The organism is Streptomyces sp. NPDC088810, from assembly GCF_044750305.1.
Classification (GTDB): domain Bacteria; phylum Actinomycetota; class Actinomycetes; order Streptomycetales; family Streptomycetaceae; genus Streptomyces.
The window spans coordinates 106,781-132,149 of sequence record NZ_JBIVJQ010000012.1 but is presented as its reverse complement, the minus strand read 5'-3'; the positions used below and the strand labels follow the sequence as shown (position 1 = coordinate 132,149).

General features: G+C 72.1%; 23 protein-coding genes. 14 read left to right on the top strand and 9 right to left on the bottom strand.

The features are described 5' to 3' along the window. Positions 1 to 19 precede the first annotated feature (19 nt). Both ACIP4Y_RS31365 and ACIP4Y_RS31360 read right to left on the bottom strand, forming a co-directional pair. Complete coding sequence (locus tag ACIP4Y_RS31365; RefSeq protein WP_358639021.1) at positions 20 to 460, bottom strand: Lrp/AsnC family transcriptional regulator; 441 nt, start codon at positions 458 to 460, stop codon at positions 20 to 22. 38 nt (positions 461 to 498) lie between these two features. Continuing rightward, the gene (locus ACIP4Y_RS31360; protein WP_401399021.1) at positions 499 to 1,848 is read right to left on the bottom strand and encodes a transaminase; all 1,350 of its coding nucleotides are present in this window, start codon (positions 1,846 to 1,848) and stop codon (positions 499 to 501) included. Between the two features lie 337 nt (positions 1,849 to 2,185). On the opposite strand from ACIP4Y_RS31360, the gene ACIP4Y_RS31355 reads away from it, so the two are divergent. Next, positions 2,186 to 2,653 (top strand): hypothetical protein, encoded by a 468-nt coding sequence (locus tag ACIP4Y_RS31355; protein WP_401399020.1) that lies wholly within the window; start codon positions 2,186 to 2,188, stop codon positions 2,651 to 2,653. Between the two features lie 4 nt (positions 2,654 to 2,657). On the opposite strand, the gene ACIP4Y_RS31350 is transcribed toward ACIP4Y_RS31355, so the two are convergent. Next, complete coding sequence (locus ACIP4Y_RS31350; protein WP_358638924.1) at positions 2,658 to 2,867, bottom strand: hypothetical protein; 210 nt, start codon at positions 2,865 to 2,867, stop codon at positions 2,658 to 2,660. Positions 2,868 to 3,190: 323 nt separating this feature from the next. Between ACIP4Y_RS31350 and ACIP4Y_RS31345 the strand changes: the two genes are divergently transcribed. From ACIP4Y_RS31345 to ACIP4Y_RS31320, 6 genes are all read left to right on the top strand, one after another. Continuing rightward, positions 3,191 to 3,325, top strand: coding sequence for a hypothetical protein (locus ACIP4Y_RS31345; protein ID WP_401399019.1), 135 nt, complete (start codon positions 3,191 to 3,193; stop codon positions 3,323 to 3,325). 168 nt (positions 3,326 to 3,493) lie between these two features. Continuing rightward, positions 3,494 to 4,729 (top strand): serine hydrolase domain-containing protein, encoded by a 1,236-nt coding sequence (locus tag ACIP4Y_RS31340; protein ID WP_401399018.1) that lies wholly within the window; start codon positions 3,494 to 3,496, stop codon positions 4,727 to 4,729. A gap of 116 nt (positions 4,730 to 4,845) precedes the next feature. Next, positions 4,846 to 6,078, top strand: a complete 1,233-nt coding sequence (locus tag ACIP4Y_RS31335; protein ID WP_401399017.1) for a cytochrome P450 — start codon at positions 4,846 to 4,848, stop codon at positions 6,076 to 6,078. 539 nt (positions 6,079 to 6,617) lie between these two features. Continuing rightward, positions 6,618 to 7,238, top strand: a complete 621-nt coding sequence (locus ACIP4Y_RS31330; RefSeq protein WP_208030248.1) for an L-threonylcarbamoyladenylate synthase — start codon at positions 6,618 to 6,620, stop codon at positions 7,236 to 7,238. Between the two features lie 150 nt (positions 7,239 to 7,388). Continuing rightward, positions 7,389 to 8,144, top strand: coding sequence for a dienelactone hydrolase family protein (locus tag ACIP4Y_RS31325; protein ID WP_401399016.1), 756 nt, complete (start codon positions 7,389 to 7,391; stop codon positions 8,142 to 8,144). 194 nt (positions 8,145 to 8,338) lie between these two features. Next, a complete protein-coding gene (locus ACIP4Y_RS31320) occupies positions 8,339 to 9,538 on the top strand; it encodes a glycoside hydrolase family 64 protein (RefSeq protein ID WP_401399015.1) in 1,200 nt (399 codons plus the stop codon). Positions 9,539 to 9,596: 58 nt separating this feature from the next. Here ACIP4Y_RS31320 and ACIP4Y_RS31315 read toward each other — a convergent pair whose 3' ends face one another. Further along, positions 9,597 to 11,999, bottom strand: a complete 2,403-nt coding sequence (locus tag ACIP4Y_RS31315) for a M4 family metallopeptidase (protein ID WP_401399014.1) — start codon at positions 11,997 to 11,999, stop codon at positions 9,597 to 9,599. A 288-nt stretch (positions 12,000 to 12,287) separates the two neighbouring features. Here ACIP4Y_RS31315 and ACIP4Y_RS31310 point away from each other — a divergent pair, with 288 nt between their 5' ends. Continuing rightward, complete coding sequence (locus ACIP4Y_RS31310; RefSeq protein ID WP_401399013.1) at positions 12,288 to 13,103, top strand: SAM-dependent methyltransferase; 816 nt, start codon at positions 12,288 to 12,290, stop codon at positions 13,101 to 13,103. A gap of 54 nt (positions 13,104 to 13,157) precedes the next feature. Here the strand turns inward: ACIP4Y_RS31310 and ACIP4Y_RS31305 are convergent, their stop codons facing one another. After that, entirely contained in the window at positions 13,158 to 13,412 is a 255-nt protein-coding gene (locus ACIP4Y_RS31305) for a TetR-like C-terminal domain-containing protein (protein WP_401399012.1), read from the bottom strand. 382 nt (positions 13,413 to 13,794) lie between these two features. Here ACIP4Y_RS31305 and ACIP4Y_RS31300 point away from each other — a divergent pair, with 382 nt between their 5' ends. Beyond that, entirely contained in the window at positions 13,795 to 15,297 is a 1,503-nt protein-coding gene (locus tag ACIP4Y_RS31300) for a metallophosphoesterase family protein (protein ID WP_401399011.1), read from the top strand. Positions 15,298 to 15,364: 67 nt separating this feature from the next. Next, the gene (locus ACIP4Y_RS31295) at positions 15,365 to 16,396 is read left to right on the top strand and encodes an LLM class flavin-dependent oxidoreductase (RefSeq protein ID WP_401399010.1); all 1,032 of its coding nucleotides are present in this window, start codon (positions 15,365 to 15,367) and stop codon (positions 16,394 to 16,396) included. Between the two features lie 69 nt (positions 16,397 to 16,465). On the opposite strand, the gene ACIP4Y_RS31290 is transcribed toward ACIP4Y_RS31295, so the two are convergent. Together ACIP4Y_RS31290 and ACIP4Y_RS31285 are read right to left on the bottom strand one after the other, a co-directional pair. After that, entirely contained in the window at positions 16,466 to 17,440 is a 975-nt protein-coding gene (locus ACIP4Y_RS31290; RefSeq protein ID WP_401399009.1) for a TauD/TfdA dioxygenase family protein, read from the bottom strand. Further along, positions 17,437 to 19,050 (bottom strand): glycoside hydrolase family 32 protein, encoded by a 1,614-nt coding sequence (locus ACIP4Y_RS31285; protein ID WP_401399008.1) that lies wholly within the window; start codon positions 19,048 to 19,050, stop codon positions 17,437 to 17,439. The genes ACIP4Y_RS31290 and ACIP4Y_RS31285 overlap by 4 nt, the downstream gene beginning before the upstream one ends. A 151-nt stretch (positions 19,051 to 19,201) precedes the next feature. Between ACIP4Y_RS31285 and ACIP4Y_RS31280 the strand changes: the two genes are divergently transcribed. The 4 genes from ACIP4Y_RS31280 to ACIP4Y_RS31265 are packed head-to-tail and all read left to right on the top strand — an operon-like array spanning position 19,202 to position 23,821. Further along, a complete protein-coding gene (locus tag ACIP4Y_RS31280; RefSeq protein WP_401399007.1) occupies positions 19,202 to 20,611 on the top strand; it encodes an extracellular solute-binding protein in 1,410 nt (469 codons plus the stop codon). After that, positions 20,608 to 21,558 carry a carbohydrate ABC transporter permease gene (locus ACIP4Y_RS31275; protein ID WP_401399006.1) on the top strand — a complete coding sequence of 317 codons (951 nt, stop codon included), beginning with the start codon at positions 20,608 to 20,610 and terminating at the stop codon, positions 21,556 to 21,558. The genes ACIP4Y_RS31280 and ACIP4Y_RS31275 overlap by 4 nt, the downstream gene beginning before the upstream one ends. Positions 21,559 to 21,572: 14 nt before the next feature. Next, the gene (locus ACIP4Y_RS31270; RefSeq protein ID WP_401399005.1) at positions 21,573 to 22,427 is read left to right on the top strand and encodes a carbohydrate ABC transporter permease; all 855 of its coding nucleotides are present in this window, start codon (positions 21,573 to 21,575) and stop codon (positions 22,425 to 22,427) included. After that, positions 22,424 to 23,821, top strand: coding sequence for a GH32 C-terminal domain-containing protein (locus ACIP4Y_RS31265; protein WP_401399004.1), 1,398 nt, complete (start codon positions 22,424 to 22,426; stop codon positions 23,819 to 23,821). Before ACIP4Y_RS31270 ends, ACIP4Y_RS31265 begins: the two co-directional genes overlap by 4 nt. Here ACIP4Y_RS31265 and ACIP4Y_RS31260 read toward each other — a convergent pair. Continuing rightward, a complete protein-coding gene (locus ACIP4Y_RS31260; protein WP_401399003.1) occupies positions 23,784 to 24,848 on the bottom strand; it encodes a LacI family DNA-binding transcriptional regulator in 1,065 nt (354 codons plus the stop codon). The genes ACIP4Y_RS31265 and ACIP4Y_RS31260 overlap by 38 nt on opposite strands. Positions 24,849 to 25,121: 273 nt before the next feature. Beyond that, positions 25,122 to 25,361, bottom strand: coding sequence for a hypothetical protein (locus ACIP4Y_RS31255; protein WP_401399002.1), 240 nt, complete (start codon positions 25,359 to 25,361; stop codon positions 25,122 to 25,124). Positions 25,362 to 25,369: the final 8 nt, after the last annotated feature.

Below are 25,369 nucleotides of genomic sequence, written 5' to 3'. Positions count from 1 at the left end.
CCCGGCCCTGCCCCGCCGGTCAGCCCACGTCCCAGAGGAAGCGATGGGTGTGGATGCCGAAGTACGGGAAGGAGCGGATCTCGCGGACGCCGTCGATGGGGCGGACCACGTCGTTGACGAAGTCGAGCAGCGCCTTCGGGCCGGGAGCGACCACCTCGGCGAAGAGGTCGAAGCCGCCCGAGGTGAGCACCGAGTAGACGACCTCCGGGCGCTCGGCGAGGGTGTCGGCGACGGTCCGCGGGTCGCCGTCGACACCGATGCCGAGCAGCGCCATCGCCTGTCCGCCCATGGCCATCGGGTCGGTGACCCCGACCACCTGCACCGCCTTGGAGTCCAGCAGGCGCTGCAGGCGCTGCCGGGCCGCGGAGGCGGACAGGCCGACTCTGGGTCCGAGGTCGGCGTAGGCGATACGGCCGTCGGTCTGCAGCTCGCGCAGGATGGCCCGGTCGATGTCGTCCATGTCCTTCACGTCTCGCGGCTCCTTCCCCCGGCCGGTTCTCAGCCGGCCAGTTCGGCGAGCGCGGCGGCGAACACCTCGGTGTGGGTGTCGACGTCCCGCTCGGTGGTGTCCGGGCACATCAGCGCCATGTTGTGGAACGGGGTGAGCAGGATGCCCCGGTTGGCGAGGTAGAGGTGCAGGAAGTCCTCCAGCTCGGGGTCGGAGGCCGCCGCGGACTCGGTGCCGGTGCGCGGGGCCGGGGAGGTGAAACGGTACTCGGTGCGGGCGCCGAGCCGGCTGACCGACCAGGGCAGCCCGTGCGCCTGGAGGCCGGCCCGGACGCCGGCCTCGAAGCGCTCGGCGAGGGTGCCCATCCGGGTGAACGCCTCGTCGGTCAGCACGTGTTCGAGGGTGGCCCGGGTGGCCGCGACCGACAGGGCGTTGCCGGCGAGGGTGCCGCCGACGCCGCCCATGTCGACGAGGTCGAGGTCGCCGCGGGCCAGCAGCCGCTCGGCGAGTTCGGCGGAGAGCCCGTAGGCGCCGGCCGGGATGCCGCCGCCGATCGCCTTGCCGATGGTGAGCAGGTCGGGTGCCAGGCCCCAGGCGCCGGTGCAGCCACCGGGGCCGGCGGAGAAGGTGTGCGTCTCGTCGTTGATGAGCAGGGTGCCGTACCGCCTGGTCAGTTCGCGGACGCCCGTGAGGTAGCCGGGTTCGGGCAGCACGATGCCGATGTTGGTGAGGGCGGGCTCCATCAGCACGGCGGCGACGTCGCCGTGGGCCAGTTCCCGCTCCAGCCCGGCCAGGTCGTTGAACTCGGCGACCCTGCTGGTCAGGGTCACGTCGCAGGGTGCGCCGACGTTTCCGGGGCGGGGCACCCCGGAGCCGTCGGGGCCTGTGACGATGAGCGACTCGTCCACGCTGCCGTGGTAGCAGTAGCTGTTGACCAGGATCTTCGGCCGGCCGGTGACGGCGCGGGCGAGCCGGATCGCCCAGCGGTTGGCGTCGGTCGCGGTGAGCGAGAAGCTCCAGCGCGCCGGCCCGAACCGGCGGGTCAGTTCGGCGCCGACCCACTCGGCGTCCTCGGTGGGCAGCATGGCGGTGGCCCCGCCGAGTTCGGCGTACCGGCGGTGGACCGCCTCGGTGACGGGCGCGGGCGAGTGGCCGGCCATCGCGCCCGTGTCGCCGAGGCAGAAGTCGATGTACGTGTGCCCGTCGACGTCGGTGACGCGGGCACCGCGGGCCTCGGCCAGGTAGCGCGGGAAGCCGCCGGCGGTCTTGTTCATCCAGGTCATCGGCACCCGGCCGAAGAGATGCTCGGCGCGTGTGTAGGCCGCCCGGGAGCGCGGGTTCCGGCGTTCGGCCTCGGCGCTCTCGCGGGCCAGAAGGGCGTGCAGACGCGTGCGGTCCATGGAACACCTCGACAGAACGGCGACGGAATGTCGTGAGACTACGACTGGAAGGCGGATGTTTTCAATGTCTCACGCTTGATTCGAGCGTACGAGCAGCGGAATCGAGCGTCATCGCCTTGATCGACCACGGACGGGTGACGCGCGCCCGTCTTCAACTGACGAACCGGCACACGGAGTTCGAACGTCCCGGCTCAAACGCCAGGGTTCGCCACCCCTTCCGTCACGTAGAAATATCTACAACGATGCATTTGCCGGGTTGGCGTGTGGACGCGCGAAGTGCCCGGCCACGGCCGTTCCCTGCGCTCGGGCAGGCGAGCGAGGACACCCGGAGCAGTGCATGACGAACACGATGTGGATGCGGGGCGTGGAGTGGCTGGCCGCGGCGTCGGCCGACCCGCGCGCCTGCAAATGGGAATGGGACCACGGCGAGGGCTTCGCACTGCTGGAGGCGGGCCGCTTCTGGGACGTCCTGAGCGTCCCCGACCGGCTGGGACTGCTCACCCTGGACCTGCTGTGGCGGCCGGCCCTGCCGGTGCCGGGGCCGACGCTGGTGGACACGGCGGCGGGCCGGGTCGGGTTCTTCCTGCCGCCGGACCCGTCGGGGGGCTGGGTGGGCGCCGGACTGCGGTACGCGACCAAGGGCTCCTGGGTCGCCGTACCGCCGCCGTACCGGCCCGCCCGCTCCCTGGAGTGGCTCGTCCCGCCCGACGGCACCGGCACGCTCCACGGGCCCGGCCTCCTGGAGGACGCGTTGCAGCAGGCCAACGGCACGCTGGCGGTGCTCGCGCCGCTGTGCGGGAGGTGACCGGTCAGAGGTGCCCGGGCCCGCGCCGGGCGTCGAGAGCGGGGCCGGAGAAGGCGGACCACAGGGCGTCGGGCTCCGCCGGGACGGTCCGCCCCTGCGCCCGCCACTCCGCGACGAGCCCGGCGTAGATCGGCTCCCGGGTGCGGTCCACCCGGTGCAGCCCGCGCATCCGGTCCAGTCGCTCCATCCGGTCCATCCAGTCCAAGCGGTTCATGCCGGGGCAACGTGCGGAACCCGCCGCCGGTACGCCCCGCACCGCCCGCTCACCGGGTCGGGTGAGGCCATCGCCCGAACGGGGCGTTCCGCCCGTCGGACAAGCATTTCGCTCCGCTCCGGGGGCGGCGGACGGACATGTCGCGCCGGCTCACCACGGCATCTCGGACGTGCCGTCGCCGTCGATCCCGGTACTGCGGGTGCAGCCGCCACCCGGCCCCTGTATGGGGGCCTCCCCCGCCGCCCCGCCACCCGCCCCCCGGCACCGTTGAAGCCCCCCCGGCACCGTGGAAGCCCCCACCCGCCCGGTCCCGCCACCCTTGTGTGCCCGACCAGTCGACCCGGCGCCTCGGGCAGACCCCGCCGCTCAACGCCGCCCGCGCGGACCAGCCCCACCAGCCGAACTCCGGTGCCGGGGCCCGCCCCGCCACCCCGGTCCCGGCCCGGCTCCGCTGGTGACGGGCGGTGCCCTCGGGCCGACGCGCGCCGCGTGCATCCCGCTCCTATGCTGGGAAGGTCCTGCCGGAAAGGGCCTGCTCGAAGGCCTGCTGGAACGGTCCTGCGGGCACGGTCCGGGCTCCGACGTCCGCCCCGCGCACGGTCGCCCTCACGTGCTGGAGTCAGCCCATGTCGCCTACGTCCGTACGCCTTCGCCGCGGGGCCATGGTCGCCGTACTGGCCGGCACGCTGCTCACGCCGGTCACGGCAGGGGCGGCACCGGCCGCCGTACCGGCCGCGTTCGCCGCCGGCCCGCCCAGCCCGTCGCCGTCGGACGTCCGTTCCCTCTCCCCCGACGTGACACGCCAACTCGACGCGTCCGTGCGGCGGGTGATGCGCGAGGCGCACGTGCCGGGCGTGACCGTCGGCATCTGGACGCCGGGACAGCGCAGTTACGTCCGTTCGTTCGGCGTCGCCGACAAGGCGACCGGACGGAGGATGACCCCGGACCTGTACACGCGCATCGGCAGCGAGACGAAGACGTTCACCGTGACGGCGCTGCTGCAACTGGTGGACCAGGGGAAGGTCGGCCTCGACGACACGATCGACAAGTACGTCGACGGCGTACCGAACGGCCACGAGATCACCCTGCGCCAACTGGCCGGCATGCGCAGCGGACTGTTCAACTACTCCGAGGACGACGACTTCTTCAAGGCGCTCACCTCCGACCCCCGGCGCCCGTTCACCCCGCAGCAGTTGCTCGCCTACTCCTTCCGGCATCCGGTGCTGTTCCAGCCCGGCCAGAAGTTCTCCTACTGCAACACCAACCTGATCCTGCTCGGCCTGGTCGTGGAGAAGGAGAGCGGTCAGCGGCTCGGGGACTACCTCAAGCAGCACATCCTCGACCCGGCCGGCATGAAGGACACGTCCCTGCCGAGCGGCAGCCAGTTCCCCCGCCCGCACGCACAGGGCTACACCGACCAGACGGCGAACGGCAAGGTCGCCGAGACCGCCGGCTGGAACCCGTCCTGGGGCTGGGCGGCCGGGGCGATGTTCTCCACCCTGGACGACCTGCGCATCTGGGCGCCCACGGTGGCGACCGGCGAACTGCCCGACGGCAAGCGGATGATCAGCCGCGCCACGCAGCGGCAGCGCCTCATCACGCCGGCTACGCCGATCCCGGGCGTCGGGTACGGCCTGGGCATCTTCAACGTGCACGGCTGGATCGGCCACAACGGCTCCCTGCCCGGCTACGAGTCGCTGACCGTCTACCTCCCGGCGACGCGGACGGCCCTCGTGGTGGTCCTCAACACCGACACCGACCACGACAACCAGGAACCCAGCACGCTGTTCGGCCAGGCCATCACCCGGATCATCTCCCCGCGGCACGTGTTCGACCTGCCGGCCGAGCCGGCGGCCAGGTGAGGTGCCGATTCGGCCGGTTTCGCGGCGAGTTGGGCCCACACCGGGTGCGCACAGCCGCTGACGCGGTGTAATGGACGGGAACCGACTCGTGAGAGGCCGACCGTCTGGAGACCGTCGTGACCGTCACCGACCGTATCGCCCTGGACCCCTTCGGCTCCGACCTCGTGGCTGAGAGCGCCCGGCTGCGCGCTCTCGGCCCCGTCGTCCCGGTGGAACTGCCCGGCGGCATCCCCGCCTGGGCGCCCACGGGTTACGACGCTCTCCGGGAGCTGATCCTCGACCCCCGCGTCAGCAAGGACGCCCGTCTGCACTGGCGGCTGTGGCCGGAGCTGGACCGGCACCCGTCCTGGCACTGGATGGCGAACTGGGTGGGCGTGGTCAGCATGCTCTCCACCTACGGCGCCGACCACACCCGGCTGCGCAAGCTGGTGGCGCCGAGCTTCACCCGCCGGCGTACCGAGGCGATGCGGCCCCGCGTGGCCGCCCTGACGGCCGAGTTGCTGGCCGCGCTGGAGGCCGAGGGAGCCGAGGGCCGCACCGTCGATCTGCGCAGCGGACTCGCGCATCCGCTGCCGATGCGGATGATCTGCGAACTCCTGGGTGTTCCGGAGGAGTTACGTCCCGACGCGGCCCGGCTCATCGCCGACGTCATGGACACCTCCGACCCGGGCCCCGAGTACGCGGCGTCGGTGCATGAGCGGATCGGCACGGTGCTGGGGGCCCTGATCGAGCACCGGCGGGCGCACCCCGGCGACGACATCACGACGGAACTGATCCGGGTGCGGGACGAGGACGGCGACCGGCTCTCGGACGAGGAGTTGCTGCACACACTGCTGTTGGTGGTCGGCGCCGGGTTCGAGACCACCGTCAATCTCATCGGCAACGCCGTGGTCGCGCTGCTCACCGGCCCGGAGCAGCTGGCGGCGGTGCGCGCGGGAGCGGTGGGCTGGGAGGCGGTGGTCGAGGAGACGCTGCGGGTGCATCCGTCCATCGCCGCGCTGCCGCTGCGGTTCGCGGTGGCGGAGCTGACGGTCGGGGGCGTGACGATCCCGGCGGGGGACGCGATCATCACGACGTACGCCGCCGCGGGCCTCGACCCGGCGCACTACGGTCCCGACGCGGCCGTCTTCGACGCGGCCCGGGCGGCCGAGGACCATCTGGCGTTCGGCGTAGGCGTGCACCGCTGCGTCGGCGCTCCGCTGGCCCGCCTGGAGGCACTGACCGCGCTGCCCGCCCTGTTCTCCCGCTTCCCTGCGATGCGGCTGGCCGTCCCGGGCGGGGAACTGCGCCACGTGCCGTCGTTCATCGCCCACGGCTGGCAGGAGATCCCGGTACGGCTGGAGGGCTGAAGTCCGTCGGAGTCCGGGCCCTGCGGGGCCGGTACCGGCGGACAAGGCTCCGCCGGCGGCCTGGGGGGGATCGGCCGCCGGCGGAGACGCCGCGCCCGGGGCGGGGGGAGGGCCCTGGGCGGCTCAGAGGTCGGATGCCCTGCAATCCGGACCGTACACCGACGAAATCCAGCCGATCCGAGAAACGGCGGGGGTACCGCGACGAGAGGGGTTTGACCCGGTGGAGAGGGTACGGCAGGGCGGGCCGACCGACAGCGATGGCAGATTTCAGCCGACCCGACAGGCTCGCACCGTAGGCAGACCGGCCAGACGGGCCAGCACGGCGGACACAACCCACTCGGCAGACACGCCCCTGCCGGGCCGGCCCGGCAGGCGCGCGATGCCGGTGGCCCCGTCGGCCCGGTGCACGCGGCCCGCCGCGCAGGCGCCCGCGCCCGGCACCCGCCGTACTCTTTCACTCCGTATGAAGTCACAGGTGCCCCCGGGCGGGAGCGCTGCGGGTGCGCGCCTCGCGGCTCCGGACGGCATAAGCTCGGCGGATGGCGAAGTACTTCGACGTGCACCCCGACAACCCGCAGCCGCGCAGCATCGGCCAGGTCGCCGACGCGGTCCGCTCGGGAGCGCTCATCGCATACCCGACCGACTCCTGTTACGCGCTCGGCTGCCGGCTGGGCAGCCGGGACGGCATGGACCGGATCCGCTCCATCCGCCGGCTGGACGACCGGCACCACTTCACGCTGATGTGCCGGGACTTCGCGCAGCTCGGCCAGTTCGTCCGGGTGGACAACGACGTGTTCCGGGCCGTGAAGGCCTCGACACCGGGCAGCTACACGTTCATCCTGCCGGCCACCCGCGAGGTGCCGCGGATGCTCCAGCACCCGAAGAAGAAGACCGTGGGCGTGCGCATCCCCGACCACGTGGTCACCCAGGCGCTGCTGGAGGAGCTGGGAGAGCCGCTGGTGTCCAGCACGCTGCTGCTGCCGGACGAGGAGGAGCCGATGACCCAGGGCTGGGAGATCAAGGACCGGCTCGACCACGTGGTGGACGCGGTGGTCGACTCCGGGGACTGCGGCACCGAGCCGACGACGGTGGTCGACTTCTCCGGCGGCGAGGCGGAGATCGTCCGACGGGGCGCCGGGGACACCGACCGCTTCGAGTAGCCGGGCCGCCGGGGACACCGGCCGCTTCGGGTGACCAGGCGGGACGCCGGATGCGATCGCCCGCGCGGCGCGTGGCAGCATGGCCGCAGCCGAGGCGCCGGGCGGGCACCCGCCGCCCGCCGCCCATTCCCGAGGGAGGGCCTACTCACGATGACCGATGTCCAGGCGAGCGCCGTCGACATCCCCACCGAGGACGGCGTCGCCGACGCCTACCTCGCCCACCCGGCCGACGGCCGCCCCCGTCCGGCCGTCCTGCTCTACCAGGACGCCTACGGCCTGCGCCCGCACCTGCGTGCGATGGCCGACCGGCTCGCGGGCGCCGGTTACACGGTGCTGGTCCCTAACGTGTTCTACCGCCACGGCCGGGCGCCGGTCGTGGAACTGCCCGAGTTCATCGACCCGGGCGCCGACCCGACCATCTGGGAGCGGATCGGCCCGATCCTGGCCGCCCTGACCCCGGACCTGGTCAAGCGGGACTCGGACGCCTATCTGCGGTGGCTGGCCGACAGCCCGCTCGTGGCCGCCGGCCCGGTGGCGCTGACCGGCTACTGCATGGGCGCCCGGCTCGCACTGTGGACCGCGGGCGCCCACCCGGACCGGGTCGCGGCGGCGGCCGGCTTCCACGGCGGGCGCCTGGCCACCGACGACCTGGACAGTCCGCACCTGGAGGCCCGCAACATCACCGCGGAGCTGTACTTCGGGCACGCGGACGACGACCCGTCGCTGCCCCCGGAGCAGATCGCGTGCTTCGAGGAGGCCCTGACCGCCGCCGGCGTACGGCACACCTGCGAGGTCTACCCCGGCGCCGCGCACGGCTACACCCAGGCGGACACCCCCGCCTACCACCCGGAGGCCGCCGAGCGGCACTGGGCCGCGCTGCTCGACCTGCTCGAGCGCACCTTCTGACGCCGGGCCCCGGCGCCCGCCCAGCGGTGCGCGCCGGGCCGACCCGTGCCCGCCTCCTCCCGTTCACGCCCTCCTGTCGCCGGCATTTCCTGTCCATGTCATTGACATGAACTCGCCCCGGCATGAATCTGAGAGCGCTCTCAAACAGGTACGGACCAATTCCGTACGACCCCGACCCCACACGGAGGTGGAGAGTGCCTCACAGGCTCACCCGCCGCGCGCTGCCCCTGACCGCCGCCACGGCGCTGCTCGGCGGCCTGCTCGCCCTCGGCGCGCCGGACCATGCCGATGCCGCCGTCCCCGACACCATTCCCCTGAAGATCACCAACAACTCGGGCCGTTCCGAGCCCGTCTACGTCTACGACCTCGGCACCCAGCTGTCCTCGGGACAGCAGGGCTGGGCCGACGCGAACGGCGTCTTCCACGCCTGGCCGGCGGGCGGGAACCCGCCGACGCCCGCGCCGGACGCGGCGATACCCGGCCCGGCCGCCGGCCAGTCCAAGACGATCCGCATCCCCAAGTTCTCCGGCCGGATCTACTTCTCCTACGGCCGGAAGCTGGACTTCAGACTCACCACCGGCGGACTGGTCCAGCCGGCCGTGCAGAACCCCTCCGACCCCAACCGGAACATCCTCTTCAACTGGTCGGAGTACACACTCAACGACTCCGGACTGTGGCTCAACAGCACGCAGGTGGACATGTTCTCGGCGCCGTACGCGGTCGGGGTGCAGCGGGCCGACGGCAGTGTGAGCAGCACCGGGCACCTGAAACCCGGTGGCTGGACCGGCTTCTTCAACGCGCTGCGCGGACAGCCGGGCGGCTGGGCCGGCCTGATCCAGACCCGCTCCGACGGCACCGTGCTGCGCGCGCTGTCCCCGCTGTACGGCGTGGAGACCGGCGCGCTGCCGGCGAACGTGATGGACGACTACGTCAACCGGGTCTGGCAGAAGTACACGACCTCGACGCTGACCGTCACGCCGTTCGCTGACCAGCCGAACACGAAGTACTACGGCCGTGTCTCCGGGAACGTCATGAACTTCACCAACGCCTCCGGTGCGGTCGTCACCAGCTTCCAGAAGCCCGACGCGGCCAGCATCTTCGGCTGCCACAAGCTGCTGGACGCGCCCAACGACAACGTCCGCGGGCCCATCTCCCGCACGCTGTGCGCCGGTTTCAACCGGTCGACCCTGCTGGTGAACCCCAACCAGCCGGACACCACGACGGCGAACTTCTACCAGGACACGGTGACCAACCACTACGCGCGCAAGATCCACGCGCAGATGGCCGACGGGAAGGCGTACGCGTTCGCCTTCGATGACGTCGGCAACCAGGAGTCCCTGGTCCACGACGGCAGCCCGCAGCAGGCGTACCTGACGCTGGATCCGCTCAGCTGACACGGCGCGGTCCCGCACCCCGGGGAACGGGGTGCGGGACCGCGGCGGTCCGAGGACCTCAGCCGGTCGTCAGGGCCGTGTCGTCCACGACGAAGCTGGTCTGCAGCGAGGAGTCCTCCACGCCGTTGAACTTCAGCGTGACCGTCGAGCCCGCCAGCGAGGACAGGTCGAAGGTCTTCTGGCTGTAGCCGGAGGCCGCGTTGAGGTTCGAGTAGGTGGCGAGGGTCTTCGAACCGGCGGTCACCGTCAGCTTGTCGTACTGGGTGCCGGCGGTGGTCTCGGCGGTGTCGACGTGCAGGTAGAAGGTCAGGGTCGCCTTGCAGCCCGCGGGGATCGTCACCGACTGGGACACCGTGTCGGTGTGCGAGGAGCCGTACCCGTCCAGCCAGGCCTTGTACGAGCCGCTGTGGGCCGCCTCACCGCTGTCGGTGGTGATGACGCCGCTGGTCGCGGTCCAGCCGGTGCTGCCCGACTCGAAACCGGGGTTGCTCAGCAGCTGCTTGGCGGTGCAGCCGCCGCCGGTCGCGCTGACCGTCCAGCTGAAGGTGGCGGTGCCGGTCGCGCCGGTGGAGTCGGTCACCGTGACGGTCGTGCCGGACGTGCCCGCCGAGGTGGGGGTGCCGGTGATCAGGCCGGTCGAGCTGTTGATCGACAGGCCGGCGGGCAGACCGGAGGCGCTGTACGTCAGCGCGCCGCTGTTGGTGCTGCTCGCCTGGATCTGCAGGCTCACGGCGGTGCCCACGGTGGCGGACTGGCTGCCCGGGTTGGTGACCGTCACACCGCTGCTCGGCGGGTTGATGTGGCTGCCGACGTTGATGCCGGCGAACGCGTTGCCCACTCCCGCGTACTGCGTGGAGTTGGTGCCGTACAGCGCGGCCGCGGCGTTGAGGGCGGCGGTGCGGGCGCCGGCGTAGTTGGTGCTGGACGTCATGTACGACGTCAGCGCCTTGTACCAGATCTTCAGGGCCGCGTCGCGGCCGATGCCGGCGACGGCGACGCCGTCGGAGGTCGGGCTGTTGTAGGTCACGCCGTTGATGACCTTGGTGCCGCTGCCCTCGGACAGCAGGTAGAACATGTGGTTCGCCGGGCCCGAGGAGTAGTGCACGTCCAGGTTGCCGACGCCGGAGTACCAGCTGTCGGCCGAGCCGCCGTCCTTGCTCGGCTTGTCCATGTACCGCAGCGGCGAGCCGTCGCCGTTGATGTCGATCTTCTCGCCGATGAGGTAGTCGCCGACGTCCTTGGAGTTGTTCGCGTAGAACTCCACGCCGGTGCCGAAGATGTCGGAGGTCGCCTCGTTCAGGCCTCCCGACTCACCGCTGTACTCCAGGCCGGCGGTGTTGGAGGTGACGCCGTGGCTCATCTCGTGGCCGGCGACGTCCAGCGAGGTCAGGGCGTGGGTGTTGCCCGAGCCGTCGCCGTAGGTCATGCAGAAGCAGTCGTCGTCCCAGAAGGCGTTGACGTAGCCGCTGCTGTAGTGGACGCGGCTGTAGGCGGCGACACCGTCATTCTTGATGCCGCTGCGGCCGAAGGTGTTCTTGTAGAAGTCCCAGGTCTCCTGCGCGCCGTAGGCTGCGTCGGCGCCCGCGGTCTGCGTGTTGGAGCCGGTCCCGTCGCCCCAGACGTCGTCCGCGTCGGTCATCAGGGTGCCGGTGCCGGAGGTGCCCTTGTTGAGGCTGTACGTCTTGTGACCGCCGCGCGTGGTGTCGTACAGCTGGTACGTCGAGCCCGACAGCGTGGTGTTCAGGGTGACGGTGCCGCTGTACTGGGTGTTGCCGGTGCCGGTCTTGACCGCCTGGTACCGGTACAGCTCCTTGCCCGTGGTGGCGTCGGTGATGACGTGCAACTGGCTGGGCGTGCCGTCGTCCTGGAAGCCGCCGACCACCGTCTCCCAGGCGAGCTTCGGGGTGCCGTTGCCGGCCCAGATCACCTTGCGGGCGCTGTCGGTGGTGGGCTTCTCGGCGCGCAGGGCCTTCGCGGCCTTCAGGGCCGTGGTCGCGGCGGCGGCCTTGCTGACGGTCGCGGTGGTGGAACGCACCCTGATCGTGCGCTTGTTGTTGAAGGTGGTGCTCACCGTCCCCTTGGCCAGCGAGGCGGGCGGGGTGTGCACGACGAGGTCGCCGCCGAGGACGGGCAGCCCGGCGTAGGTGCGCTCGTACCGGGTGTGCAGGGTGCCGTCGTTGTCCTTGACGACGTCCTTGACGACCAGCTTCTCCTGTGTGCCGAGGCCGAGGCTGCGGGCGGTCGTGGCGGTCTGCTGCCGGGCGCTCTTGATCAGGGCCTGGTGCTGGGCCGGGCTGAGCTTGGCCTCCAGGCCGCCGGCGCGCAGCGGGCCGGGGTGGGCAGCGGCCGGGGCGGCGGTCGCCGGGACCGCCTGGAGGCCGACGGCGAGGAAGGCCGCGGTGGAGACCAGGGCGGCTCCGACCGTGGCTCTCTTGTGGGGAAGGGGTCTGTGGGGTCTCACTCGTACTCCTCCTGCTGCGGCCGCCGGTCGGCGGCCGGTGACAGACGGGCAGAGGGGTCTGCTGCCCGGGTGAGCTGAGCTGTGCGGGACCGTGATCCGTGCTCCGGTGGGGTGGATCAGCGTGCGGCGAGAATGACAGCATTGACCGAGTCATGTCACCTTGTGGCGGGTCAATCGAGGGTTTTCCCTATCGGTCCGAGGACCCGAACAGGGGGCTGCGATGCGGGGGTTCGGCATAGGTTGTGCCGTGGCTGACTTCACGCCTTGGCTGAAAGAAGGACACGACTCATGACCGATCCGGCCACGACGCCCGAGCGGGCCGCGCTCCAGAAGATCGACACGTCGGTGCCGCACTCGGCCCGCATCTGGAACTACTGGCTCGGCGGCAAGGACAACTACCCGGTCGACGAGCAGGCGGGCGACGCCTACACCGCCGTCTTCCCCGGCATCGTCGCCATCGCCCGCGGCAGTCGTGCCTTCCTGCGCCGCAGTATCGGGTACCTCGTCTCGGAGGCGGGCATCCGGCAGTTCCTGGACATCGGCACCGGCCTGCCGACCGCCGAGAACACCCATGAGGTGGCCCAGCGACTCGCCCCCGAGGCGCGGATCGTGTACGTCGACAACGACCCGATGGTCCTCGCCCACGCCCGGGCCCTGCTCTACTCCTCCGCCGAAGGCGCGACCGCCTACATCGACGCCGACGTGACGGACCCGGACCGCATCCTCGCCGCCGCCGCGGAGACGCTGGACCTCACCCGGCCCACCGCGCTCATCCTGAGCAACATCCTCGGCCATGTCGCCGACCACGACCAGGCCCGCGCCATCGTGGATCGGCTGATGGGCGCGCTGCCGTCGGGCAGTTACCTCTCCGTCAACGACGGGTCGCTCGGCATCGACCCGGTCTTCGAGCAGGCCCAGGAGACCTACAACAAGAGCGGTGCCGTCCCGTACAACCTGCGCACCGTCGAGGCGATCACCTCGTTCTTCGACGGCCTGGACCTCGTCGAACCCGGCGTCGTGCCGGTCACCCGGTGGCGCCCGGAACCCGGTTCCCCCACCCCGGAGATCGTCGCCGAACACGGGGGCCTGGCGCGGAAGCCGTAACGCACCGCTGGATCAACGGCGATCACTCCGTGCCGGCGCGCGGCAGACCGCCGTTCAGCGCCGGTGCGGGAGGTCCAGCGTCCGGGTGAGCTGGGCGATCTCCTCCCGGAAGAGCTTGTCCGGACTGCTGGTCTGCGTGCGCAGGTGGCCGTAGACCTCCAGGGACACCAGGCCGTGCGGATGCCCCCAGATCCGCAGGGCGAGGGCGACGGCCGCCGGGGGCAGGTCGGGGAGGGCGGGCGGACCTTGTCGAGGAGCGTGCTGATCAGCATTCCAGCCGGGCAACGCGGCCAGGGAGTTCGCGGACACGGACGGCGCTCGATCGCCGACCCGACCGTCTGCGCCACGGCGGCACGGGCCCTGCCGAAGGCACTGGAGAGCCACCCGCGGACCCGGCTCGTCGTGATCGGCGGCGCCGGCAGCCTCGAGACAGCGCCGGGTGTGGTGCGCGCCGACTCCGGCTGTGGACCTACTTCAGCCCCGCTGAGGAGAGCGCGTCCGGCGAGCGCACCGGACGGTTCCGGATCGGCGGCGACCAGCCCGTCCCCGACGCCGACGGCCACAGCCGCATCTCGGTGGAGGACGCGGCGGTGGCCCTGGCCGACGAGGCGGAGCTGCCCCGCCTCGGCACGCGCGTTGCGTGAGACCCCGGGAGCCCGTTCCTGACCGGCGCGTTGTTACCGTGCACCGCGTGTCTGACTCCTCACGCGATACCGCACAGGGCGCCGGCTGGGGCGCGGCCGAACCCGGCTCCTACAAACGGCTGATGCCCGGCCACGTCGAGAAGCTGTCCTGGCTGAACCCCCGGATCCTGTGGGCCGCCCGCAACGGCGTACTGGCGTCCTGGTTCGGGGACCCGACCGGCCGTACCCGCAGCCGCTGGGTGGCCCGGCGCGCGGCGGCCGGGGTGCCCGCCGACAAGGTGATCCGGCGGGACGTGCCGGAGCGGTTCTCCTTCATGGTCATCGGGGACACCGGCGAAGGGGACGACTCCCAGTACTCCGTCGTACCGGGCTTCCTGAAAGAAAGCCGGGGCACCGACTTCGCGGTGATCGCCAGCGACGTCATCTATCCCGTCGGCGCCGCCGACGACTACGGCAGCAAGTTCTTCCGCCCCTACCAGGACTATCCCGCGCCGATCTACGCCATTCCGGGCAACCACGACTGGTACGAGGATCTCGGCGCCTTCATGCGCGTCTTCTGCGCCGACACCCCGCCGCTCGACCCGGAGCCCCGGTCCCGCCCGCTCACCCCCGCCTGGTGGCGCTCCCTGCTGTGGCACCGGCCGCGCCCCACCGACGAACGACGGCTCGCGGAGGCACGGACGCTGCGGTCGGCGCCGGGTCAGCAGGCCGAACAGCCGGGCCCCTACTGGGCGATCGACGCGGGCCCGGTGCGGATCGTCGGGATCGACACCGGTCTGCTGGGCACGCTCGACGCCGAACAGGGCGCCTGGCTGCGGGAGGTCTCGCAGGGGCCCCGGCCGAAGATCCTCGTCACCGGATCCCCGTTGTACGTCGACGGCGAGCACCACCCCTGCCCCATCGAGGGCGGCGGCACGGTGGACGACATCGTCCGGGCCCCCGAGCACCACTACGTGGCCGCGATCGGCGGCGACATCCACAACTACCAGCGCTACCCGGTCGACGTGGACGGCCGCACCGTCCAGTACGTCGTCGCGGGCGGCGGCGGCGCGTTCATGCACGCCACGCACACCATCCCGCGGGTGTCGGTCGGCGGCGTCACCGAGCGCGAGTTCCGCTGCTACCCGCTGCGCGGCGACTCGCTCGCCTTCTACAGCCGGCTCTACGGCCGCCGGCTCCGGCTGCGCCGCTTCTTCACCCTGACCGAGGCGCAGGCGACGGCCGTGATCGCCGAACGCCTCGGCATCGAGCCGACCCGCGCGCCCGCCCCCGGCACCCGGGTCACCCGCCGTGTCCGCCTGGTCGCGGGCCTGCTCGGGGCCGGCCGCCGCCCGGACCGCCCCGCCCGGTTCCGGCTGCCCGTGCGGAAGATCTACACCCAGTTGTTCTCGCCGTCGTCGGCCACCTACAGCCCGCCGTTCTTCAAGTGCTTCCTGCGGCTGGACGTCGGCCCGGACGCGGTCCGGCTGCGCTGTTTCGCCGCGACCGGCAATCGCGCGCAGGAACTCGACCCGCCGGTCGAGGACGAGGTCGTCATCCCGCTGAAGTGATCACACGGTTGTCACACTCGCCTGCGAGAATCGGGGCGGAGCCGACGTACGACCGCTGGAGGAGCGCGTGCCGTCCACCCCTCGCCCGCTGCGCAAGCTGGGTTTCCTCACCATCGGCCTGTTCGACGCGGCGGACCCGGGCCGGGGCCACGAGTCCACGCTGGAGATCATCGAGCTGGGCGAGCGGCTGGGCTTCGACAGCGCCTGGGTCCGCCACCGGCATCTGCAGTTCGGCATCTCGTCCCCGGTCGCCGTCCTGGCCGCCGCCTCGCAGCGCACCCGCCGGATCGAGCTGGGCACGGCCGTGACCCCGCTCGGCTGGGAGAACCCGCTGCGGCTCGCCGAGGACCTGGCGACGGTCGACATCCTGTCCGGCGGCCGCCTGAACCCGGGCGTCAGCGTGGGCCCGCCGATGCACTACACGCGGGTCAAGGACGCCCTCTACCCGGACACCGCCGACGCGGAGGACTTCGGGTACGAGCGGGTACGGCGGCTGCTGGACCTGGTCCGCGGCAAGCCCGCCACCGACTTCAGCGGGGTGGAGGGCTTCGAGGTGTTCAGTGATGTCGTCCAGCCGCACTCTCCCGGGCTCGGCCGGCGGCTGTGGTACGGCGGCGGCAGCCTCGGCTCGGCCCGCTGGGCCGGCGAGCACGGCATGAACTTCCTGACCAGCAGTGTCGTCAAGGCCGGGGACGGCGACGGGCCGCCGGACTTCGCCGAGATCCAGCTGTCCCACATCCGGGAGTTCCGGGCCCACCACCCCGACGGCGAGGCGGCCCGCGTCTCCCAGGGCCTGGTGGTGGTCCCCACCGACTCGGCGAGCCCGGAGCAGCGCGCCAAGTACGAGGCGTACGCGGCCGGGCGCCTGCCCCGCACGGCGTCCCCGCAGGGACCGGCGCGCCTGCTGTTCGCCCCGGACCTGGTCGGCACCTCCGAGGAGATCGCCGAACGCCTCCACGCGCACGCCGCCTTCCGCGAGGTCGACGAGGTGGCGTTCGCACTGCCGTTCACCTTCGCGTACGAGGACTACGTCCAGATCCTCACGGACATGGCGACGAAGCTGGGTCCGGCGCTGGGGTGGCGGCCGACGGCGAGCTGATCGTCACATGTCCCCCGCGCCGGCAGCCGGGACGCTGACACCCGTCGTCGTACGAAGGGCCGCCGCCGGTCACCAGCGTCCCGGCTCCGTGCCCACGACCGCCTCCGAGGGCCTGCCATCCACGCCGACAGGCACCTCCCCCGCGAGCATCACCCGGTGCATGATCCGCGGGGCGCCCACGTGGGCGTGGTCGCTCGGGGCCAGGTGCATGGTGGCCCGGTTGTCCCAGAAGGCGACACTTCCGGGCTCCCAGCGGAAGCGGACGGTGTACTCGGGGCGGACCGCCTGCTCCAGCAGCATCTCCAGGAGGGCCGCGCTCTCGGGGCGGGAGACGCCGGTGATCCGCTCCAGGTAGTAGCCGTTGACGAACAGCACCCGCTCCCCCGTCTCCGGGTGGACCCGCACCAGCGGATGGACCGAGGCCACCTGATGGTCCAGCAGATGGCGGACGTACGCGTCGTCGCCGGGCCGGGGCTGGTAGCCGACGCCGAGGCGGTGCTCGGCGCGCAGTCCGTCCACGAAGGCGCGGACCGGGGCGGACAGTCCGGCGTAGGCGGCGGCCAGGTTGGCCCAGGTGGTGTCGCCGCCGTAGGGCGGGACGGTCTCGGCGCGCAGGATCGTCGCGGCCGGCGGGTCGATCCGGGCGCCGTGGTCGCAGTGCCAGCCGCGCAGCAGGGTGTGCCGCCGCCGGTCCAGCCACTCGGCGTGCTCCATGCCGAACCGGCTACCCAGCTCCAGACGGTCCGCCGTCGTCTCCACCTCGGGGAAGCCGGCCGGCGAGACACTGCCCCGCCGGCCGAGGACGACGGGTTCGCCGAAGCGGCGGGCGAGGGCGACGTGCCCGGCGTGGTCCAGGCGCTGTCCCCGGAAGAAGACCACCTTCCAGCGCAGCACGGCCTGCCGGATGAGGGCCGCCACCGCGTCCTCCAGCGGCCCGGCGAGGTCGACGCCGGTGATCTCGGCGCCGATGTGCCCGGCGACCGGTGTCACCGCCACGCCCCCGACGCGCTCCGTTCCGTCCCCGGCCGCCCTGTCGGTCGTCATGCGCCCTCCGGTGCTCGTCCGTATCGCTCCCTGGAAGATCGTGACACCCGCGGGCCTCCGACGGCGAACTCCCGTATGACCGTGTTCCGGAACACGGCGGGGCCGCCGATGCTGAACAGGGCCAGGCGGTTGTCGACGAGATACGGGAACACCTCGGCGGAGTGCACGTACCGGCCGTCGTCCACGAACATCTCGACCGAGGTCCGGTCCACCAGGATGCGCAACCGGACCCGGCCCGCCGACGGGTCGAACGGTGTGCGGCTCTCCTGCCGGGTGCCGCCGGTGTCCGGGTTGGCGGTGCCGCGCCGGTTGACGAAGGCGTAGTCGCCGTAGACCCCGGCGTCGATGTGGCGTCCGCCGTCCGGGGAGCGGCGCAGCTGTACGCCCGCGCCGGTGAGGTGGGACCAGGTGATCTCCGTGGTCAGCTCGTAGGAGATGCCGGTGTGGTCCAGCAGGCGGGTGCCGTCGACCGTCAGGTCGCCGAGCCGCACGGTGCGGGAGACGTACGCGTCGAGCGCGGCGACCGGGCGCGAGGCGAGGTAGTAGTCGCCGGCGGCGGACTTCTTCAGGGTGATCTCGCGGACGATCGCGTCGGTGCCGTTGAAACCGTCGCAGTCGATGGTGGGTGTGGTGTGCGCGTAGGCCCAGTTGTTCAGCCAGCCCAGGGCGTGGCGTGCGGCGGGGTCCGGGGCGCCGGCCGCGTCCCGCTTCTCGAAGGTGACGGCCGCGTACCAGTCCCAGCCGTGGTCGAGCCACTGCGGGTCGGCGGAGTCGGCGGTGAACGCATGGCCGTCGAACGAACCGGTCCAGTACGCGTAGGTGTTGGGCTGCCCGGAGCCGGTGCCGTCCGCGCTCGCGCCCAGCACCCACTTCCGGGTGCCGTCGTCGGCGGTGATGCGGAACAGGTCGGGGCATTCGAGCACGCCGATGCCGTCCTTGACGAAGCCGCCCGCGTAGGTCCAGGACCTGAGGTCGGCGGAGTGGTAGAAGCCGATCTTGTTGCCTTCGGCGAGGGCCATCACCCAGCGGTCGTGGTCGTCGTCGCGGATCACCTTCGGGTCGCGGAAGTCGGCCACGCCCGGGTTGGCGAGGACCGGATCGGTGCCGTGGCTCGTGAAGGTACGGCCGCCGTCGGTCGAGTAGTACAGGAACTGCTCCTGGCGGTCGGTGCCGCCGCCGGGCGACATGGTGACGACCGCGACGACCGCGCCCGCGCCGAAGCCGGCCGTGTTGCCGGTGTCGACGACCGCCGAGCCCGACCACACGTCTGAGTTGACGGTGGTGTCCTTGGGTACGGCGATGCCCCGGTCGGTGAAGGAGACGAGGTCGGTGCTGGTGGCCAGCCGCCACGCGGTGCCGACCTGCCCGTCCAGGTAGTCGGCGTTGTAGAGGTAGTAGCAGTGGTACTCGCCGTCGATCCAGACCGGGCGCTGCGGGTCGTTCTTCCACTGGTCGGGCACGGTGAAGTGGTAGTCGGCGCGGTACCGCGCGCATCCGGTCGCCGGCTCGGGCCCCGGCTTCGCCCGGGCGGGCACCGTGGGCAGCAGCGCCGCGCCTGCACCGGCTGCCGAGGAGGCGAACAGGGCTCTTCTGCTCAGGCCCCATGTCATGGACCGTCCCCTTCCTGACGGGTCGTCGGCTTCCAGGACTGTAGACCTAACTCGTTAAAGGTCAAGCGGTCCCGCACCTTGACACGGCTCCGGCCCGCTTCTCATCATCTGGGGCATCACCCCTCGACTAACACGAGTTAGGCACGTTTGGATGACCGACTCGCTCCTCTCCCGCCGCGCCCTGCTGCGGTACGGCGCCTACGGCGCGGGGGCCGCCGCGCTCGCCGGCACCGCCGCAAGCTGGGACCGGCTCACCGGGGCCGACATACCCGGCCGTGACGACGGCTCGCTGGTCGTCGCGACCCTGGGTTCCGCGTTCGCCCCGGCCGGGGTCCGCGCCCTGGTCGACGGCTTCCGCCGGCTGCACCCCGACATCAAGGTCCGGATCAACGCGGTGCAGGCCGTGGACTGGTCGGACTTCTTCGCCAAGATCCTCACGCAGATCGCCGCCGGCACCGCGCCCGACCTGGTCTACGTGGCCACCGAGGGCGTGCAGTTGTTCGCCCGGCACCTGGGCGTCCCGCTGGACCGCTGGGTGCGGCGGGACGCGGGCGAACTGAAGGAGTACTTCGCCGACGTCCACCCCTCGCTGGTGGAGTCGATGATGTACGAGGGCAGCCTGTTCCAGCTGCCGATCGAGTTCAACGCCGCCGACATGTACCTCAACACCCGGGTGCTGCGGCGGGCCGGCGCGGACTTCCCGGCCGGCGACTGGACGCGGGACGACTTCACCGCGCTGCTGCGCCGGATGAAGAAGGCGAGCGACTCCCACTTCACGCCGTACTTCTGGACCAACCGGCTGTGGGGCGGGGTGGTCCCCTGGCTGTTCGCCAACGGCACCAATCTGCTCGCCGAGTCCAGGGCACCGGGCGGCTCCTGGCTGTGGGACAGCTTCTATCCGGCGGACCGGCGGCAGGGCCGCGGGGGCGGTTTCCGCTGGACGACCCCGCAGGCCACGGCCGACGGGGTGGCGGAGGCGTACGACTATCTCGCTTCCCTGGTCCACGACGGGCTGTGCACCCGCCCCGAGGGCGGCAACGGCCAGAACCTCATCGGGGTGTTCTCCACCGGCCGGGTCGGGGTCACCCCGGCCGGCGGTTTCTGGGCGGGCGGTCTGCATCTGGCCGGGATGCGCGCCGACGGCTTCGACGTGCAGTACTTCCCGCGCCGGCACACCCAGCGGCACCAGTTCGGCGCGGCCGGGTACGCGCTGCTGCGCACCTCGAAGAAGCAGGACGCGGCCTGGGAGTTCATCAAGTACTCGGCCCGGCGGGACACCCTGGCCGAGCTGTTCACCACCAACCAGACGACCCCGGCCCGCCGTTCGATGCTGACCGCGGCCCGCTACCGGGAGACCGGCCCGGCGCACTGGCGGGTCTTCTACGACACCCTCGACAAGTTCCCCGACACCGGGCCGATCCCGGCCCCTCCGCAGGTCGCGGAGGTGACCCAGGTGCTGCTGAAGCACACCGGGACGGCGCTGTCGAGCCCGGGCGCGGTCGGGCCGGCGCTGCGCCGGATGCAGGGAGATCTGGAGAAGGCCATGGAGCGTGACGTATGACGGACACCCGGATACCCGCCGTCCGGCCGCGGGCCGCGGGCCCGGCCGTGGCGGCCGTGCGGCCCGGTGCGCGCGAGCGGGGGACGCGGCTGCTGGCGGCGCTGTTCCTGGCGCCGACCGTGGTCGGGATCGTGGTCTTCACGGTCGTACCGATCATCGGTTCGGTCGTGCTGAGCCTCTTCCACTGGAACGTGATCGACTCGCCCGAGTTCGCCGGGACGGCCAACTACCGGGAAACGTTCAGCGATTCCACCGTCCTGGTGTCCTTCCGCAACACGCTGGTCTTCATGATCCTGGCGGTCGCCGCGCAGCTCCTGATCGCCCTGGCGCTCGCCCTCACACTGAACGGCCGGATGCCGGCGTGGCTGCGCTCGGTGTTCCGGTCGGCGTTCTTCTTCCCGCTGGTGCTCTCCGCCGCGTCCATCTCGGTCGTGATGAAGTACCTGTTCAACCAGGACTTCGGCGTGGTCAACTGGCTGATCGGTCTGTTCGGACTGGCTCCCGTGCCCTGGCTGACCTCCGAGCACGGCGCGATGGCCACGGTGGTCATCGTGTACGTGTGGCAGCAGTTCGGGTTCTCGTTCCTGCTGTTCGTGGGCGGACTGAACAACATCCCCAAGGAGATCCACGAGGCCGCCGCGCTCGACGGCGCGACCGGCCTGCGCAAGCACCTGGCCGTCACACTGCCGCTGCTCTCCCCCACCCTGCTGGTGGCCTCGGTGGTCGGCATCATCAACGCCCTCCAGGTCTTCGAGCAGCCCTACGTCCTCACCGACGGCGGGCCCGGCGACTCCACCCGCACGGTGGTGATGGTCATCTACGAGCGGGCGTTCGAGCAGCTGCGGTTCGGCGAGGCGTCCGCGGTGGGCGTGCTGCTGTTCGTGCTGATCATGGCGGTCACCGCCGTCCAGTTCCGGCTCAGCCGGCGTTTCGTCCACTACCAGTGAGCCGGGTGAGTCCCATGAGCCAACCGACCCTGACCCTCAGCCGCGCCCGGTACACGCTCCGGCCATGGGCGCGGATCGCCGGGCTGACCGTGTGCGCACTGCTCACGCTCGGGCCGGTCGTCTGGACCGTGTCCACCTCGCTGCGCACGCCGGCGGACTCGTTCGACCTGCCGCCGCAGATCATTCCGGCGCACCCCAGCACCGCCGCCTACCACGGTGTCTTCGGGCAGATCGACGTGTGGCTGCTGGCGCTCAACTCGACCCTCGTGACGGCGTTGATCGCGATCGGGCAGATGATCACCGCCGGGCTGGCCGGCTACGCGTTCGCCCGGCTCGACTTCCGTTTCAAGAAGCCGCTGTTCGGTCTGGTGCTGGCGACCATGATGGTCCCCTTGCAGGTCACGATCGTCCCGGTGTTCCTGGTGCTCAAGACGACGGGCCTGACCGACACCCTGCTCGGTCTGATCGTCCCGGCGTTCCCGACCGCGTTCGGCACCTTCCTGATGCGCCAGTACTTCCTCGGCATGCCGAAGGATTTGGGCGAGGCGGCGATGCTGGACGGCGCCGGGCCCTGGCGGATCTTCCGGTCCGTGTACGCTCCGCTGGCCCGGCCGGGCCTGGCGATCGTCGGCGTCCTCGCCTTCAACTACCACTGGAACGAGTTCTTCCGCCCGCTGATCCTGGAGACCTCCGGCCAGAACTACACCCTGCCGCTGGGTCTGGTCTCCCTGCAGGGCAATCTGGGCACCGGGTCCATCTCGGTCGTCCTCGCCGGTGTCGTCCTCTCCATGATCCCCGCCGTGGCCGTGTTCGTCGTCGGCCAGCGCCCTCTGCGCGAGGGCATCACCTCCGCAGGAGTCAACCGTTGAGCCTCGCCGCTCCCGCCCCGGACCCGGCCGCCCCCCGCTTCCGGGTCCGCCCGCCCGCCCACTGGATCAACGACCCGAACGGCCCCTTCCGCTGGCGTGGCCGCCACCACCTCTTCTACCAGCACAACCCGGACGCGCCGGTGCATGCCAACGTCCACTGGGGCCATGTCTCGAGCCCCGACCTCGTCCACTGGGAGCACCACCCGATCGCCCTCACCCCGACGCCCGGCGGCCCCGACGAGGCGGGCTGCTGGTCGGGCTGTGTGGTGGACGACGACGGCGTGCCCACGGCGGTGTACACCGGTGTCGACCACGCCCACACCGGGCTCGGCACCATCTGCCTGGCCCGGGCGGCCGACCCGGCCGACGACCGGCTCCGCGCCTGGCGGCCCCTGCCCGCCCCCGTGGTCCCGGGGCCTCCCCCGGGGCTCGACGTGGTGATGTTCCGCGACCCCTTCGTCTTCCGGCACGCCGGCCGGCGCTGGGCCCTCGTCGGAGCCGGCCACGCCGACGGAACCCCCTCGGTGCTGCTGTACGACTGCGAGGAGCTGACCGACTGGCGGTTCGCGGGCGTCCTGCTGGACGGCCACGATCCGGCCGCCGCCGGCGCTCTCGGCGACAAGGCGGCCGGCTGGGAGTGCCCGCAGCTGTTCGGGACGTCCACCGGCGACCACGTCCTGGTGGTGTCCCTGTGGGACGGCACGCCCCTCGCCACCGGCTATGTCACGGGCCGACTGACAGCCGGCGCGGGCACGTTGCGCCTTCTTCCCCGCACCGGCGGCCGGCTCGACCACGGCCGGGACTTCTACGCTCCCGCCGTCCGCCAGGACCCGGGCCGCGCCCTGATGTGGGGCTGGTCGTGGGAGGCGAGGGACGAGAGGGAGGTGCTGGCGGCGGGCTGGGCGGGCACGCTCACCGCGCCCCGGGTCGTCGACGTCCGTCCCGACGGCGCGCTGCGGGTCGTACCGGCCCCGGAGCTGGAACTCCTGCGCGCCGCCGAGCCGTTCGCGACCGGAACCGGCCGGGCGGTGCCGCTGCCGCCGGCGTACGACCTGGCCGTGACGGCGCGCGGCGCCACCACGGTCACCCTGCTGCGGGCCGCGGCCCGGGCGCTGACGATCCGGCTGGACCCGGACGCGGGCACCGTCGTCCTGGACCGCTCCGGATGGCCCCGCGAGGGCGCCGGGGGCTCGGCCCCGGTGACCGTGCGGGTGCCGCCGGGCCCGCTCGCCGTCCGGGTGCTCGGGGACGGCTCGCTGCTCGAACTGTTCGTGGCGGACCGGGCGACGGTGACCGAGCGGGTCTATCACCGGACGGACGATGTGCCCGAGCTGGTGGTCGAGGGCAACGCCGAGGTCAGCGGGTGGGAGCAGGTCCCACCGAGGCGCGGCTGACCACGGGACAGGCCAGCCGCCGCACGGTGGCGGGCGGGGTGCGGCCGGTGTCGATGGCGTCGAGCAGCAGCCGGGCCGCGGCCTCGCCCATCGCCCGGTGCGGCAGCGCTACGGTGGTGAGGGCGGGCGTGAGGTAGGCGGCCATGTGTTCCTGGTCGTCGTAGCCGACCACCGACAGCTCGCCGGGTACGGCGATCCCGAGCCGGGTGGCGGCATGCAGTACGCCTGCCGCGACCCGGTCGTTGTAGCAGAAGATCCCGGTGGGCCGCTGGTGCGGGGCGGTGCCGTCGAGCAGCCGGGTGGCGCCCTCGTGGCCGCCGGTGATCTCGCCGCCGGTGCGCACGACCCACTCCTTGGGCACGGTGATCCCCTCGGCGCGCAGCGCGTCCCGGAAGCCGCGCAGCCGCTCCACCGAGGCGATGTCGTCCTGCCCGCCGACCAGGGCCACCCTGCGGTGCCCGGCCTCCAGCAGCAGGCGGGCGGCGGTACGGCCACCGGCCCGCTCGGCGGGGATGACGGCGGGCAGCGAGCCGTCCGCGGGCAGGCAGTTGGCGAGCACGGAGTGGGTGCGGTGCAGGCCCTCGGGGACCCGGACCCGGCGCAGGGACATCGCGGCGTAGATGATGCCGTCGACGCGCCGGTCGAGGAGTTCGGCGACGGCCGCGTCCTCCTTGGCGGGGTCGCCGCCGGAGTCCACGGTGAGCACGAGGTGGTCGCTGTCCCAGGCGGTCTCCATGGCCCCGCGCAGCAGCCGTCCGGCGAACGGGGAGGAGGCGATCTCGTCGGTGACCAGGCCGATCACGGCCGTACGGCGGCGGCGCAGGCCGCGGGCGACGGGGTCGGGCCGGTAGCCGAGCCGGGCGGCGGCCTGCCGGATGCGTTCCTGGGTGGCGGGTGAGAGGTTGCCCTCGGCGCGGCCGTTGAAGACGAAGGAGACGGCGGTGTGCGAGACGCCGGCGAGCCGGGCGACGTCCCGCGAGGTGGGCCGCCCACCGCCCACTCCGTTCCTGTCCACGCCGCCGCCCATGCCGTCCGTTGCTCTCTTCCCCGCCCGTCGCGTTGATCGCTGTTCACCCTATCCGGGACGTCGGCTTGCGCGCCGCTGCGGGCGCCGTCCCTGGGTACGAGTGCACGAGCACCTCGGTTCGGCCGGGCCGCCCGGGGGCCGTGTCCACGAAGGCGGCCGGACGCCGCCGTGCTCCAGGGCGGCCGTCTGACCGGGAAGGGGCGCTGCCGTTCGGTGAACGGTCAACGTGACTGTTCACCGAACGGTTCGATTGCGGTAGGGAGCCGCCGGAGGTTACTCGGTCTCCGGGGATGTGCCGAGCAGGTGGCCGAGGACGGTCCCGACGAACCCCGCGTCGATCGGCTCCTCGCCGGGGGCTTCAGCTTCGGCCGCTGCCCCTGGGGGCACAGGCTGGGCAGCGGTAGTGGCGCGCGGTGGTTCGACCGCGTGTTCTGCTGCGTAGGCGGGTGCCGCGATTGTCAGGGCGGCAGCGGTGACGGTGAGGGCGAGGATCGCCCGCTTGGCATAGTTCATGCCCGCTT